The 16,033-nt window shown below is 64.3% G+C and carries 3 protein-coding genes; all 3 read left to right on the forward strand.

Annotated elements, in window-relative coordinates; translation table 11 throughout:
• Nucleotides 1-9 precede the first annotated feature (9 nt).
• The 3 genes from KGA98_RS21175 to KGA98_RS21185 all read left to right on the forward strand — a co-directional run bounded on the left by KGA98_RS21175 (nucleotide 10) and on the right by KGA98_RS21185 (nucleotide 16,009).
• Complete coding sequence (locus KGA98_RS21175) at nucleotides 10-3,108, forward strand: non-ribosomal peptide synthetase (RefSeq protein WP_223503608.1); 3,099 nt, start codon at nucleotides 10-12, stop codon at nucleotides 3,106-3,108.
• Nucleotides 3,105-14,909 carry a non-ribosomal peptide synthetase gene (locus KGA98_RS21180; protein ID WP_223503611.1) on the forward strand — a complete coding sequence of 3,935 codons (11,805 nt, stop codon included), beginning with the start codon at nucleotides 3,105-3,107 and terminating at the stop codon, nucleotides 14,907-14,909. Before KGA98_RS21175 ends, KGA98_RS21180 begins: the two co-directional genes overlap by 4 nt.
• A 134-nt stretch (nucleotides 14,910-15,043) precedes the next feature.
• On the forward strand, nucleotides 15,044-16,009 hold the full coding sequence (locus KGA98_RS21185; RefSeq protein WP_223503613.1) for an alpha/beta hydrolase: 966 nt from the start codon (nucleotides 15,044-15,046) through the stop codon (nucleotides 16,007-16,009).
• Nucleotides 16,010-16,033 lie beyond the last annotated feature (24 nt).

The following is a 16,033-nucleotide window of genomic DNA, read 5'->3' on the forward strand; positions in this document are numbered from 1 at the left end:
ACACCCGACATGAACACCACCGCCCTCGAACCTTCGGTAGACGTATTCCAGACTTCGGCCCAGCAGGCCTTTTATTTGCGGGCCCAGGAGCTGGGCGCACGACCGCTGTTCGCGGCGCTGACGTTGCCGGTCGCCCGGCCAGTGGACGCCCAGGCATTGCGCAGGGCACTGGAAACACTCAGTCAGCGCCATGAAATCCTGCGCACGCTGTACCGTCGTCTGCCGGGCATGAAGTGGCCGGTGCAGAGCCTGTGCGATGGGTTGCCGCTCACCCTTCCGGGTAACCAGCCTTCAGTGGCCGAGGCCTTGAGCCGCAGCCGTGAAGTCATGGTTGAACATTCGAATCAGGCGCTGGTGGTGGCGCAGGTTGAAGACGAGGCAGGACAGCCTTTCATCACCCTGCTGGCCCCGGCATGCAGCATCGACGAGGCATCGCTGCGGGTGCTGGCGAGTGAACTTGGCAGCCTGTTGCGCGGTGAAACCCTGGGCGACGACGAGGACGCGCTGCAATATCTGGACTACAGCGCATGGCAGGAAGAACTGCGCGAAGAGGACATCGGCCACCAAGGCGCGGCGTTCTGGCGCAACCTGCAATCGCAGTTCGTCGTGGCTCATCGCGTGCCGTTCGAAAAAGCCGTCGAAGTCACTCTGGTTCGTCGTCAGGCAACGTTGATTGACGCCCCGTGGTTGGCTGGCGTGCAACGGGCCGCTGCTGGAGCAGGCGTTGAGGCAGAGCAATTGGCGCTTTTGCTGTGGACTGCATTCGTTGCACGCATCGGCCACCAGGAAAAGCTGCTGATGGGCTGGCAGGTGGAGGGGCGCAACGAGCAAACCATCGCCACCCTCGGACGTTTCGCCCGGCGTTTGCCGGTGGCCTTCGATCACCGCAGCCAGCAGACACTGGCACAAGCGTTGGTGGCGTTTGCCGCCAGCGTCGAACAGTCGCTGTCGTGGCTCGATTGCCTCAATGAATTCGAACTGAGCGCCGAAGGTACCGCGCCGCTGCGTTACGGCTTCGTCTATCAGGCCGCCATTGAAAGCGCTATCGAGGTGGACGACGGCAACCCCGAAGTCCTTCGCCTGCGAGTGCAGGGCGATCAGTTGCAGTTGTCGTGTCTTGACGGTGCGCTGCCCGAATCGATGCTGGTTGAATGGCTGGAGCAGTTTGTCGAGTTCAGTCACCAATTGCTGGGCTCGCCCGAAATGACCCTGGCTCAGGCGACTCTGGTCAATGACGCACAACTGACCCGATTGGTCGAAGGCTTCAACCCGAACGCCACCGAGCTGGCATTGCCGTTCCGCTTCCTGCAAGAGCTGTTCAGCGAACAGGCGCGCCTGCATCCGCAACGCATCGCCCTGAGCGTCAACGGTCAGCGCCTGAGCTATGCCGAACTGGATGCGCGCTCCAATCAGGTGGCCAATGCCTTGCGCGGCCAAGGCGTGACACCGGATGAAATTGTTGCGGTCTACGGCCAGCGCTCCCTGGAAATGGTCATCGCCCTGTTGGGCACGCTCAAGGCTGGCGCTGCGTACTTGCCGCTGGACCCGAACTACCCGATCGAGCGTCTGGCGTTCATGCTCGCCGATACCGGCGCGCGCCATGTGCTGGCCTGCCAAACGCTGCCGGATGCATTACCTGGTGAGCGGACAATTTCCCTGATGCCAGGGGCCGAAGTCTGGTCCGCCGCGCAAACCCGGCCTGAGCCACAAGGCGACAGCGCCAATCTGGCCTACGTCATCTACACCTCCGGTTCCACCGGCAAACCCAAGGGCGTGATGATCAGCCATGCCAACGCCGTGGCCTCGACCCTGGCGCGCAATGCCTTTTATCGCCAGCCGCTGCGCGGGTTCCTGATGCTCTCGTCGTTCTCCTTCGACAGCTCGGTGGCCGGGGTTTTCTGGGCGTTGGGGCAGGGCGCGACCCTGTGCCTGCCGGACGAAGACAGCTACAAGGATCCGGCGCAACTGGCGGCGCTGATCCAGCGCGAAGAGATTTCCCACTACCTGACCTTGCCGTCGTACCACGCACAGATTCTCGAACACGTCGACCGCCAGGCGCTGGCCTGTGTGATCGTCGCCGGCGAAGCCTGCAGCAACGCACTGGTACAGCGACATCGCGAGGCATTGCCGGGGGTGGCGCTGGTCAACGAATACGGCCCGACCGAGGGCACCGTGTGGTGTTCGGCCTGGGAGTTGCCCCTCAGCGACGATGACGACAGCATTCCCATCGGCCAACCGATTGCCGGCATGCGCATCCATGTGCTCGGCCCGGACCTGCAACCGGTGGCCGTGGGCGTCGAAGGCGAGTTGTATGTCGGCGGGGCCGGCATTGCCCGAGGTTATCTGCAACGGGCCGCGCTGACGGCCGAGCGTTTTGTCCCCGACCTGTTCGCGAAGGCGGCGGGCCAGCGCCTGTACCGCACCGGCGACCTGGCGCGCTATCGCGCCGATGGCGTGTTGGAGTATCTGGGCCGGGTCGATCACCAGGTGAAAATCCGTGGCTTCCGCATTGAGCTGGGCGAAATCGAGTCGGCCATGCGCAACGCGCCGGGCATCGAGGACGCCGCCGTGATTGCCCGGGAAACCCCGACCGGCCCGCAACTGCTGGGCTTCGTGGTGTCCCCGGCCGACACCGCCGACATCCGCCTCAACGAATTGCGCAGCCACTTGGCCGAGGCACTGCCCGAGCACATGCAACCGGCGCGCTTGCAGGTGCTGGAGCGCTTCCCGTTGATGCCCAACGGCAAACTCAATCGCCAGGCCTTGCTCGATCTCGATGTGCGCCGCAGCGTCTTCGTCGCGCCACGCAACGACCTGGAAAAAACCCTGGCGGCGATCTGGGCCGAAGCGCTGCACGTCGAACGCGTCGGCGTGCACGACAACTTTTTCGAACTCGGCGGGCACTCGCTGCTGGCCACGCGCATTCGTGCGCGGATTCAGGAAGAACTGAACCTGGCGATCCCGCTCAAGTTGTTTTTCGACGGTGACACCCTGGAACGCCTGGCGGCGCAGATCGAGCAGTTCCGTCAGCACAGTGAACATAAAGAAAACGATGTAGACGCCCTTGAAGCGTTGTTCGACGAAGTGGATGAGGAACACGCGCGATGAGTGCTGCACCGGACAGAATGATGACCCTGGCCCAGCGTTTCTGCGGCTTGAGCGCGGACGCCCGGCGCGCGTTGCAACAGAAGATGCATGCCCAGGGGCTGACCCTGGAACTGCTGCCGATCCCGCCACGGGACCGCGCCGTCGACACGCTGCCGGCGTCCTACGCGCAGCAGCGCTTGTGGTTCCTCTGGCAGATGCAGCCCCAGGCCACTGCCTACAACCTGACCGGTGCCTTCCGCCTGAGCGGCGAACTCAACCCTGAGGCGCTGGCGCAGACCCTGAGCGCGCTGGTGCAGCGTCACGAAGTGCTGCGCACTACCTTCGTTTTTGACGACCGGCAAGTGCTGCAAAAGATTCACCCACGGATGGATGCGCCGCTGCTCGAAGTCAGCGCTGGCGACGAGGCCGAACTGCAGCGGCAGATCGCCCTGAACGCCGAGCAGCCGTTCGACCTGCATAGCGGTCCGTTGATGCGCTGCCGCTTGATCCGCCTCGATGCGCAGCAACATGTGCTGGTGCTGACCTTCCACCACATTGTCACCGACGGCGGTTCGCTGCCGATCCTGTTGCAGGAGTTCACCCGGCTCTATGCACAACTGAGCGCCGGGCAGGCCCCGCAACTACCGGAGCCGGGCATTCAGTACGCCGACTTCGCCCGCTGGCAGCGCCTGTGGCTGGAGGCCGGCGAGGCCGAACGCCAGCTCGATTACTGGCGCGTGCAGTTGGGCCGCGAACACCCGCCACTGAACCTGCCGACCGACCGTCGTCGCCCGGCGATCCCGAGCCAGCAGGGTGCCAGCGTCGAGCTGGAAATCTCCACTGCGTTGACCGCCCAACTGCGTGATCTTGCCCGCCGCGAAGGCTGCACCCTGTTCATGGTGCTGATGGCAGCGTTGCAGACACTGTTGCATCGCTACAGCGGCGAGCAGGACATTCGTGTCGGCGTGCCGATTGCCAACCGCACCCGCCAGGACGTGGAAAACCTGCTGGGCTTTTTCGTCAATACCCAGGTGTTGCGCAGCCAGCCACGGGCCGACCAGCCGTTTGGGCAATTGCTGGCCGAGATCAAGGCCGCGGCGCTCGGCGCACAGGCCCATCAGGACCTGCCGTTCGAGCAACTGGTCGATGGCCTGGGCGTGGAGCGCAGCCTGAGCCACACGCCTCTGTTCCAGGTGATGTTCAACCACCAGCGCGACAGTGGTGGTCCGCAACGCTGGGACCTGCCGGGGCTGAGCGTCGAACCGCTGATCTGGGATGAGAAAACCACCAAGTTCGATCTGATGCTCGACACCGTCGAGGGCGACGAGGGCATCCACGCGTCGTTCGTCTACGCCACTGAGCTGTTCGACGCCTCGACCATTGAGCGTCTCGGCCGGCACTGGCTGAACCTGTTGCAGGCGATTTGCACTGACAGCACGATTGCCTTGGCGGACCTGTGCATGCTCGACGCCTCCGAGCAGCAGGCCACCTTGCGCGACTGGAATCGCACTGCCGGGTTGAACAGCGATCAGGCGAACCTGCTGTGTGCCCATCAACTGATCGAAGCCCAGGCCGCCGCGCACCCGAACAACATCGCCGTGACCTGCGACGGCGTCACCCTCACTTACGCCGAACTGAACCGAAGCGCCAACCGCATCGCCCATCGCCTGCGCGAGCGCGGCGTCGGCCCCGATGTGTTGGTGGGCATCGCCCTGGAGCGTTCGCTGGAGATGATCGTCAGCCTGTTGGCGATCCTCAAGGCCGGTGGCGCCTACGTGCCGCTGGACCCGCAATACCCGCAGGACCGCCTGGCCTGGATGCTCGCCGACAGCGGCACGCGCCTGTTGCTGACCGATTCCGCGCTGTTGCCACAGCTGCCGTTGAACGAAGGCATTGAAGTGATCTGCCTCGATCACGCCAGCGACTGGCTGCTTGAAGCCAGTGCCGACAACCTGCCGAACCTGACCGCTCCAGCGAACCTGGCCTACGTCATCTACACCTCCGGTTCCACCGGCAAACCCAAAGGCACGCTGCTGCCCCACAGCAACCTGACGCGGCTGTTCAGCGCCACCGAGCACTGGTTCGGTTTCAATGCGCAAGATGTGTGGAGCCTGTTCCACTCCTATGCCTTCGACTTTTCCGTGTGGGAAATATTTGGCGCGTTGTTCTACGGCGGCAAGCTGGTGGTGGTGCCCCACGCGGTCAGCCGCTCCCCGGAAGACTTCGCCTGCTTGCTCAGTGATGAGGGAGTCACGGTACTCAACCAGACCCCTTCGGCCTTTCGCCAGTTGATGCCGTTCGCCTGCGCCAATGCGCCAGACATGTCCCTGCGGTATGTGGTGTTCGGTGGCGAGGCGCTGGACGTGGCCAGCCTGCGTCCGTGGTATGACGCCTTCGACGACCGGCAGCCGTTGCTGATCAATATGTACGGCATCACCGAAACCACCGTGCATGTGACCTACCGGCCGCTGGCCCGTGCCGACCTCGATGGCGCCAATAGCTCGCCGCTGGGGGAGCCGATCGGCGATCTGCGCTGGTACGTGCTCGACGCGCGCCTGAACCCGGTGGCCAAGGGCTGCGTCGGTGAGCTGTATGTCGGCGGTGCCGGCCTTGCTCGCGGCTATCACCAGCGTGCCGACCTGACCGCCACACGGTTTGTGCCGGACCTGTTCGCCGCCGAGTCGGGCGCGCGCCTGTATCGCACTGGCGATCTGGCGCGTTATTGCGCCGATGGCAGCATCGAGTACGCCGGGCGTATCGACCATCAGGTGAAGATCCGTGGTTTCCGCATCGAACTGGGGGAAATCCAGGATCGTCTGCAAAGCCATCCGGCCATCGAGCAGGCGCTGGTCCTGGCACCGCAGGTCAATGGCAGCCCGCAATTGGTCGCGTGGTTCACCGCGAGCGGCGACGACAGCGATTTGCGCCACTCCCTGCGTGAACATTTGCAGGCCGGTTTGCCGGACTACATGGTGCCGGCGCATCTGATCAAACTCGACCAATGGCCGCTGACCGGTAACGGCAAACTGGATCGCGCTGCATTGCCCAAGCCCGACGCAACGCTGGCGCAGCAGGCATACACGGCGCCGATGGATGAGCTGCAAACCGAGTTGGCGGCGATCTGGCAAGACGTGCTCAAGCTCGAGCGCGTAGGCATTGACGACAACTTCTTCGAACTGGGCGGCGACTCGATCATCTCGATCCAGGTGGTCAGCCGCGCGCGTCAGGCCGGGATTCGCATCACCCCGCGGGACCTGTTCCAGCACCAGACCGTGCAGAGCCTGGCGAAGGTCGCGGTACGCAGCGCCGGGTTGGTCATCGACCAGGGGCCGGTGCGTGGCGAGGTGCTGCTGACGCCGATCCAGCACTGGTTCTTCGAGCAAGACATCGAGGCCCGTCACCACTGGAACCAGTCGCTGCTGCTGGAACTGCGCGAGCCGCTGGACAGCGACAGCCTGCAACAGGCCTTGGCCGCGCTGGTAGAACATCACGACGCGTTGCGTCTGCGGTTGCGTCAGGTCGACGGCGTCTGGCAACAGGCCCAGGCCGAGCAGTGGAACAGTGCCGAGGTGCTGTGGCAGCGCCAGGCCGCCAATGCCGATGAACTGCTTGAACTGTGCAACGCCGCGCAAGCCAGCCTGAATCTGCAGGACGGCCCGCTGTTGTGTGCCTTGCTGGTGGACATGGGCGCGGCGGGCCAGCGCCTGCTGCTGGTGGTGCATCACCTGGCGGTGGACGGCGTGTCCTGGCGATTGCTGCTGGAAGATTTGCAAACCGCGTATCAACAAGTGCAGCAAGCTCAACCCCTGCGTCTGCCATCGAAAACCAGCGCCTATCAGGCCTGGGCCGCTCGCCTGCAAACTCATGCGCAAAGTGCTGCATTGGCCAGCCAAACCAGTTACTGGCAAGACCAGTACCGCGACGTACAGGTGCAACTGCCCGCCGACAACCCCCAAGGCAGCCTGGCCAGCCAGCATGCCGTGAGCGTGGAAACTTTGCTCGACAGCACATTGACCCGCCAACTGCTGCAGGACGCCCCGGCGGCTTACCGCACCCAGGTCAACGACCTGTTGCTGACGGCACTGGCGCGGGTGTTGGGCAACTGGACCGGTCAAACTTCGACGCTGGTGAAACTGGAAGGCCATGGCCGCGAAGACTTGTTCGACGACATCGACCTGACCCGCACCCTGGGCTGGTTCACCTCGATCTTCCCGGTGAAACTCACCCCGGCGGGCGATCTGGCTGCAAGCATCAAAGCGGTCAAGGAACAGCTGCGCGCCGTGCCCGACAAAGGTATCGGCTTCGGCATCCTGCGCTATCTGGCCGACGCCGGCCTTGAGGATCTGTCGTCACCGCAGGTCACCTTCAACTACATGGGCCAGTTCGACGCCAGTTTCGACGAACAGGCGCCGTGGCGCCCGGCCCGGGAAAACGGTGGTGCCGAGCAGGGCGCATCGGTCGAACTGGACCGGGGCCTGAGCATCAATGGTCAGGTGTATGCCGGGCAGCTGCGCCTGAGCTGGACTTTCAGCGGTGACGTGTTCAACCCGCAGACCGTGCAACGTCTGGCCGATGCCTACGCCCTGGAGCTGCAACAGCTGATCGAACATTGCCTGAGCGGTGCCGGCGGGTTGACCCCGAGCGACGTGCCACTGGTGCGCGTCGATCAGGCGCAGCTGGATGCCTTGCCGTTGGCGGCCAGCCAGATCGAAGACATCCTGCCGCTGTCGCCGATGCAGCAGGGCATGCTGTTTCATAGCCTGTTCGCCCCGGATGCCGGGGCCTACATCCCGCAGATGCGCGTGGATGTGCAGGGGCTCGACGTCGAGGCGTTCCGCGATGCCTGGCAGCAGACGCTGCAGCGCCATGAAGTGCTGCGCGCGGCGTTCTTCAGCGAAAGCAACGGCTCGCGGCCGTTGCAAGTGATCCTGGCCGACGCCACGCTGCCGCTGACCGTGCTCGACTGGCGCGATCAACCCAAGGTTACCGAAGCGCTGGATCGCCTGGCCGAGGACGACCGTCTGCGCGGTTTCGACCTGACATTGGCGCCGTTGCTGCGCCTGACCCTGGTGCAGACCGCCGATGACCGCCATCACCTGATCTTCACCAACCACCACATCCTGCTCGACGGCTGGAGCACTTCGCAGTTGTTCGGCGAAGTGCTGCAGCGGTATTGCGGAATCATGCCGGCGCCGAGTGTTGGCGGTTATCGCGATTACATGACTTGGCTGGGCACCCGGGATCGCGCCGCGTGCGAAGCGTTCTGGCTGGAGCAATTGCAGTCGATCACCGAACCGACGCGACTGGCCGGCGCCTTGCCGGGGCCGGTTGCCGGGCAGGGCGATGCTCATCGCACCCTGCACCTGAGCCTGGACCGCACGGCCACCGAGCGCCTGAGCGGGTTCGCCCGTCAGACCCGCGTCACGCCCAACACGGTGCTGCAAGCGGCGTGGCTGTTGCTGTTGCAGCGCTACACCGGGCAGCAAACAGTGGCGTTCGGCGCCACGGTGTCGGGGCGTCCAAGCGAATTGCAAGGCATCGAGCAGCAGATCGGTCTGTTCATCAACACCTTGCCGGTGATCGCCACACCGCACCCCGAGCGCACGGTCAGCCAATGGATCGATGAAGTCCAGGCGCTCAACCTCAAGTTGCGCGAAGTCGAATACACACCGCTGGCGGATGTGCAGCGTTGGGCCGGTCACTCTGGCGAGGCGCTGTTCGACACGCTGCTGGTGTTCGAAAACTACCCGGTGGCCCAGGCGCTGGAGGAGGGCAATGCCAGCGCGCTGAAGTTCTCCGGCATCAGCAACCACGACCAGACCAGCTTCCCCTTGGCCATCGCCGCCGAGCTGGGTGAATGCCTGGATTTGCGTTTCAACTACGACACGGCGCTGTTCAGCGCAGAAGCCATTGAAGGCTTGAGCACACGTCTGCTGGCATTGCTCGATGCCATGGTCAGTGCGCCGCAGCAGCCATTGGGCCGCTTGAACCTGCTCGATGCCGCACAAACGGCGCAGCAGATCGAGGACTTCAACCGCACCGCGCAGGCCTGGCCGGATGTGCGTCCGGTTTACCAGTGCTTCGAAGCCCAGGTGCTGCGAACCCCGGAGGCTCCGGCCCTGGTGTTTGCCGGCCAGACCCTCAGCTATCGCGAACTCAATCAACAGGCCAACCGGCTGGCGCACTACCTGCGCAGCCAGGGCGTCGGCGCCGAAGTGCTGGTGGGCATTGCCGCCGAGCGTTCGCTGGAACTGGTGATCGGCCTGCTGGCGATCATGAAGGCCGGTGGCGCCTACGTGCCGCTGGACCCGGACTACCCGCGCGAACGCCTGGAGCACATGTTCGACGACAGCGGCGTACACCTGCTGCTGACCCAGCGTCATTTGCTTGAGCAGTTGCCGATTCCGCCCGCCGCCACGGCGATTTGTCTCGATGACATGGCCGGTTTGCTGGACGGCCTGAGCAACGAAAACCTGCCCTGTGTGGTCGAGCTGCAATCGCTGGCCTACATGATCTACACCTCCGGTTCCACCGGCAAACCCAAGGGCGCGGCCAACCACCATGAGGCCTTGTACAACCGCTTGGCGTGGATGCAGGGCGCCTATCCGCTGGACGGGCGCGACACCGTCTTGCAGAAAACCCCGTTCAGTTTCGACGTGTCGGTCTGGGAGTTTTTCTGGCCATTGATGACCGGTGCACGCCTGGCCGTGGCCGAGCCGGGTGCCCATCGCGATCCGGCGCAACTGGTCAGCCTGATCGAGCAGTACCGGGTCAGCACCCTGCATTTCGTGCCGTCGATGCTGCAGGCGTTCGTTCAGGGCGAAGGCTTCGAGCGTTGCGCCAGCCTGCGACAGGTCATGTGCAGCGGCGAAGCCCTGTCGGCGGACTTGCAGCACAGCCTGTTCCGCGTGCTGCCCAACGTTGGCCTGTACAACCTGTACGGCCCGACCGAAGCGGCCATCGACGTGACCCACTGGACTTGTGTCGACGACGGCGGCTTTAGCGTGCCGATCGGTCAGCCGATTGCCAACCTGGTGACCTACATCCTCGACGACAGCCTGCAACCGCAAGTGCAAGGGTGTGTGGGTGAGCTGTATCTGGGCGGCATCGGCCTGGCCCGTGGTTATCACAACCGTCCGGAGCTGACCGCCGAACGCTTCGTCGCCAGCCCGTTCGGCGAGCAGGGTGAGCGCCTGTACCGCACTGGCGACCTGGCGCGTTACCGCGCGGACGGCGTGATCGAATACGTCGGGCGCATCGACCATCAAGTGAAGATCCGCGGCTTGCGCATCGAGCTGGGGGAAATCGAAGCCTGCCTGCTGGAGCATCCATCGGTGCGCGAGGCCGTGGTGATCGCCCTCGACGTTGGCAAGTCCAAGCAACTGGTGGCTTACGTCACAGGTCCTGTTGCCGTTGATCCACTCAAGCAACACCTGCGCAACGCACTGCCCGAGCACATGCAGCCGAGCCACGTGCTGCTGCTCGATCAGTTGCCGGTGACGCCCAACGGCAAGCTCGACCGCCGCGCATTGCCGCAACCGGACCTGCAAGTGCGCGAATACGTTGCGCCGCGCAGTGCCGTGGAGGCGACGCTGCAAGCCGTGTGGCAGGCGTTGTTCGAAGTGCCGCAGATTGGCATGCACGACAACTTCTTCGAACTGGGCGGCGATTCAATCGTCTCGATCCAGGCTGTCAGTCGCGCACGCAAGGCCGGGTTGAGCATTTCGCCCAAAGACGTGTTCAGCCATCCGACCATCGCCGAACTGGCCACGGTCGCTCAACCGCTCACGGCAGATCAAGCCGTACAGACGGTGTTTGCACCGACCGCGAACATCGACCTGAGTGACGCGCAGTATCAGACGCTGGAACTGACAGCGGACGAAGTCGAGGATGTTTATCCGCTGTCGCCGATGCAGCAGGGCATGCTGTTCCACTCGGTGCAGGACGGCGACTCGGGGCTGTACGTCAATCAGATCGAAGTGGGTGTGCGTGGCGTCGACGGTGCGCGTTTCCGCGCAGCCTGGGCGGATGCTGCCCTACGTCACGGGATTCTGCGCACCGCATTCCTCTGGGAAGGCGACAAGGAACCGCTGCAAGTGGTGCTGCGTGACGCGCCGTCACTGCTCACTGAATTGGACTGGCGCGGGCTCGATGATCAGCCTGGGCGCGTCCGCCAACTGGCCCTCGAGGAGCGCGAACGCGGCTTCTCGTTGAACCGTGCGCCGCTGTTGCGCCTGTTGCTGGTGCGCCTGGAAGACGACCGCTATCGCCTGATCTGGACCTACCACCACATCCTCATGGATGGCTGGAGCGTGTCGCGCCTGATCGGTGAAGTGCTGCGCCATTACAGCGGTGAGGAGCACGAGCCGGTGGCCGCCTATCGCGACTACATCGACTGGCTCGGCCAGCAAGTCGCCGAGGCCAGCGAAGCGTTCTGGAAAGACAAACTCAGTAACCTCGAAGGCGCCACGCACCTGGCCCGCGCACTGCCGGTCAAGGCGCCGCAAGCCGGTTATCACGCGATCTATACGCACCTGAGCGCCGGGCAGACCGCGGGTTTGCAGGCCTTTGCCCAGCAACAGCAAGTGACCCTCAACACCCTGGTGCAAGCCGCGTGGTTGCTGCTGTTGCAGCGCTACACCGGCCAGCGCACGGTGACCTTCGGCGCCACGGTGTCCGGGCGCCCGGAAACACTCAACGGCTCGGAGAACATGCTCGGGCTGTTCATCAACACCTTGCCGGTGGTCAACACGGTGCCGACCGAAGCCAGCGTCGGCGACTGGCTGCGGGAGATCCAGGCCTGCAACCTCGACATCCGCGACTTCCAGCAAACCCCGCTCAGTGATATTCAGCGCTGGGCCGGGCAGGGCGGGCAGTCGTTGTTCGACAGCATCATCGTGTTCGAAAACCAGCCGGTGGACCGTACCCTTCGCGAGTGGAACGGCGATTCCCTGCGCTTCGAGGACGTCTCCGATTTCGGCCTGACCAGCTTCGCCATGGACCTGATGGTCAGCCTCGACGAAGGGCTGCGCATCGAGTACATGCACCAGCGCGATCAGTTCGATCTGGCCACCGTGGAAATCCTGCGCAGCCACATGGAAAGCCTGATGCAGCGCTTGTGCGACGACGCCGGGCGCGCCGTCGGTGAGCTGGGCCTGCTGACCCTGGACGAAGGCCGGGCGCTGGACGGCGAACTGCCGGGGGTGGCCGAGGGTGACGAGACGCCGGTGCACGAACTGATCCGTCAGCGTGCGCGACTGCAACCGGATCACACGGCGCTGGTGCTCAGTTATGCCGATCGCGACGCCGAGCAGTTGAGTTATGCCGAGCTGGACCATCGCTCCGATGCCCTGGCAGTGCATCTGCTGGAGCAAGGCGTGCAGGCCGAAGACGTGATCGGTGTGTTCATGGAGCGCTCGCTGGAGCTGGTGGTGTCGCTGCTGGCGGTGATGAAGTGCGGTGCGGCCTACGTGCCGCTGGACCCGCAATACCCGCAGGAACGCCTGCGCTACATGATGGCCGACAGTGACATGCGCTTGCTGCTGACCCAGGAGCGTCTGTGCGATAGCGCGCAACTCAATCCGGGCACGGCGATGGTCGCAGTGGATCGCTTCAACCTCGACGTCGATGTGGCGGTGCCATCGAGTTCCGTGCACGCCGGGCAACTGGCCTACCTGATCTACACCTCGGGCTCCACCGGCAAGCCGAAAAGCGTCGCCGTCGCCCACGGGCCTTTGAGCATGCACGTGCAAGCCATCGCCGAGCTGTACGAGATGGACCCGGACAATCGCGAGCTGCATTTCATGTCGTTCGCCTTCGACGGCGCCCATGAACGCTGGATCACCGCGCTGATCAGCGGCTCGACCCTGGTGATCCGCGACAACAATCTGTGGACCGCCGAGCAGACCCTGGCGGTGCTGCACCGTCAGCGCATCAGCGTCGCCTGCTTCCCGCCGGCCTATCTGCTGCAACTGGCCGAACACGCCGAATTGCAGGGCGGCGATCCGCCGCCGGTGCGCATCTATTGCTTCGGTGGCGACGCGGTGCCGGACGCCACGTTCGAGCGGGTCAAGCACACACTCAAGCCGCAATTCCTGGTCAACGGCTATGGGCCGACGGAAACCGTGGTCACGCCGCTGCTGTGGAAAATCGCCGCCGACGGCCACTGCCAGGCGATGTACGCGCCGATTGGCCAACGTGTCGGCAGCCGCAGCCTGCACGTACTGGACATGGACCTCAACCCGCTGCCGGTGGGCATGGTCGGTGAGTTGTACATCGGCGGACGGGGTGTCGCGCGCGGCTACCATCGCCACCCGTGGCAGAGCGCCGAGCGCTTCGTTGCCGATCCGTTCAGCACCGAAGGCGGGCGCCTGTACCGCACCGGCGACCTGGTGCGCCGTCGCGAGGATGGTGTGTTCGATTACGTCGGGCGTATCGACCACCAGGTCAAGGTGCGCGGCTTCCGCATCGAACTGGGTGAAATCGAAGCCCGCCTGCGCGAGCAGGCCGGGGTCAACGATGCGCTGGTGGTGGTGCGTGACAACGGTCAGGGGCCGCAGCTGGTGGGCTATGTGGTAGCGGCGCAAGACGATGGCCTCGGCCCGCGTTGCCAGGCGGCATTGCGCGAGAGCTTGCCCGACTATATGGTGCCGACCCAGGTCGTGGTGCTGCCGCGCTTCCCGTTGACCCCTAACGGCAAGCTCGACCGCAAGGCCTTGCCGGACCCGGCCTTCACCGGCCGTGACTACGTGGCGCCGCGCACGCCGCTGGAATGGGCGCTGGCGGATATCTGGCAACAGGTGCTGGGCATCGAGAAGGTCGGCATTATCGACAACTTCTTCGAGTTGGGCGGCGATTCGCTGCGTACCCTCAAGGTGATCTCGAAAGTGCGCGCCCTGAATCAGCCGGGCTTCCAGCTCAAGCTGCGGGACATGATGGCCAAGCCGACGATTGCCGGGTTGTCCGGTGTCGATGAACAGCCGCTGCGACACAGTCCGCAACCGCTGTTGCTGCTAAACCAGGTGGTGAATGATCAGCCGCCGCTGTTCTGCCTGCACGCCGGTTTCGGCACGGTGTTCGACTACGAGCCGTTGGCCCGACGCCTGGATGGCGAGCGCACGGTGTACGGCGTGCAATGCCGGATGCTGCTCGACCGGCAGTGGCACGACAGCTCGCTTGCGCAGATGGCCCAAGATTACGTCGAGGCGATCCGCGCCCGGCAACCCCTGGGGCCGTACCACGTGCTGGGCTGGTCGCTGGGCGGGGCGTTGGCGTTGATGGTGAGTGACTTCTTCGAACAGCAGGGCCAGCGAGTGGCGTTTGTCGGCCTGGTGGACAGCTTTGTGCCAACCCAGGTCAATGCCGTCGCCAGCCCGGATGAGTGGCGCACGGATCTGGCCGAGTTCCTCGGTGCAACCTTGGGCATGGATGGCGAGGTGATTGCCCGGGTGTTGAGTACCGAGTCGACGGGGGACCACGAGGCAGTGGCGCGGATCATTCGTGCGGTGATCGACAGCGAAAGCGATCAGGCCAGCGGCTACGCGCTGCTCGGTGCCGATGAGTTGGCCCAGACGTTCATGGTCAGCACGCGGTTGAAGGCGCTGTCGCGACAGGTCGAGACCTTGCCGATTCCGCAGGCCGAGCTGCATTGCTGGTGGGCCGATGGCAACCCGACGGCCGAACGCGCGACCCTGGAGCGTCAGCAACCACGGCTGCGCAAGGTGCAAACGGTAACGGCCGGCCACTTCGATATCCTGCAGCAGGAGGAGTGTCTGGACGCCGTGGTGGCGGCGCTTGGCCGGGAGGTGGTGCCGCAGGTCTAAACCGTTCATTCGTGGTCAGGCCCCCTCGCCACATGTTTTCGTTCGGCATGGGAGGGTCTTCATTGAGCCCTAATGAACATCCCGCCCGGTTCGTTTACCAGGGCAAGACTGTTTATTTTTGGAGACTACCGCCCATGGCACTGCACCCGGACATCGAAGGTTTTCTAGAGCTGGCCGAGTTCGGCCGCCTCAGCGGCAAAAGCCAACCCATGCATGAGCTGAACCCGAGCGAAGCGCGGCAGCAATTCGAACAGACTTCGCAGTTGCTCGATGCGGCGCCAACGGGGGCGTTGACGGTGACGGAGGTCAGCATTGCTGCACGGGATGGGCATGTGCTCAATGCGCGGCTGTACGCCAAACCACAACCGGACAACGAGCCGCGCCCGGTGTTGCTGTACTTCCATGGCGGCGGGTACGTGGTGGGCAGCCTCGATTCCCACGACACCCTGTGCCGGCGACTGGCGCTGGCGGGGGAGTTTGCCGTGTTGTCAGCGGACTATCGCTTGGCGCCTGAGCACCGTTTTCCCACCGCTTACAACGATGCCGAAGACATCACGCGTTGGTTGGCCATCACCGGAGCCAAGGCGCTGGGGCTGGACGCCAGGCGCATTGCGCTGGCGGGGGACAGCGTCGGCGGCAGCCTGGTGGCATCGCTGTGCATCGCCATTGCCCAGGACCCGTTGGGATGGCCGCTTGTGCCGCGCCTGCAAGTGTTGCTGTACCCGGTGATCGACGCGGTAAAAAAACGCCCATCCCTCGAGCGATTCGCCGAAGGCTATCTGCTGGAAGCCACCACGCTGGAATGGTTCTATCAACAATATCAACGCGGCGAAGCCGACCGCAGCGACTGGCGTTTTTCACCGCTGTACGTCGAGCGTTTGCAAAGTCTGACACCCACCGTCCTGTGGCTGGCCGAATACGACCCGTTGCTCGATGAAGGCCTGGCCTGGGCCGAGAAACTGCGTACTGCGGGGCAACCCCTGGTGTTGGAGGTCAAGGCCGGCATGACCCACGACTTTGCGCGCATGGGCGAGATGGTCCAGGAAGTGCCGGGGATGCTGGGGCAACTGGCGGCGCAGATCAGCGAGAGTTTGGCCTGACGCATGGCGTAGTGATCAGCGACG

This window comes from Pseudomonas sp. BF-R-24 (assembly GCF_019947335.1).
Taxonomy (GTDB): Bacteria; Pseudomonadota; Gammaproteobacteria; order Pseudomonadales; family Pseudomonadaceae; genus Aquipseudomonas; species Aquipseudomonas jessenii.

Bases quoted from the DNA above. Each gene is read 5' to 3' on its own strand.
- KGA98_RS21175 (WP_223503608.1), top strand. From the start codon at position 10: ATGAACACCACCGCCCTCGAACCTTCGGTAGACGTATTCCAGACTTCG.
- KGA98_RS21180 (WP_223503611.1), top strand. From the start codon at position 3,105: ATGAGTGCTGCACCGGACAGAATGATGACCCTGGCCCAGCGTTTCTGC.
- KGA98_RS21185 (WP_223503613.1), top strand. From the start codon at position 15,044: ATGGCACTGCACCCGGACATCGAAGGTTTTCTAGAGCTGGCCGAGTTC.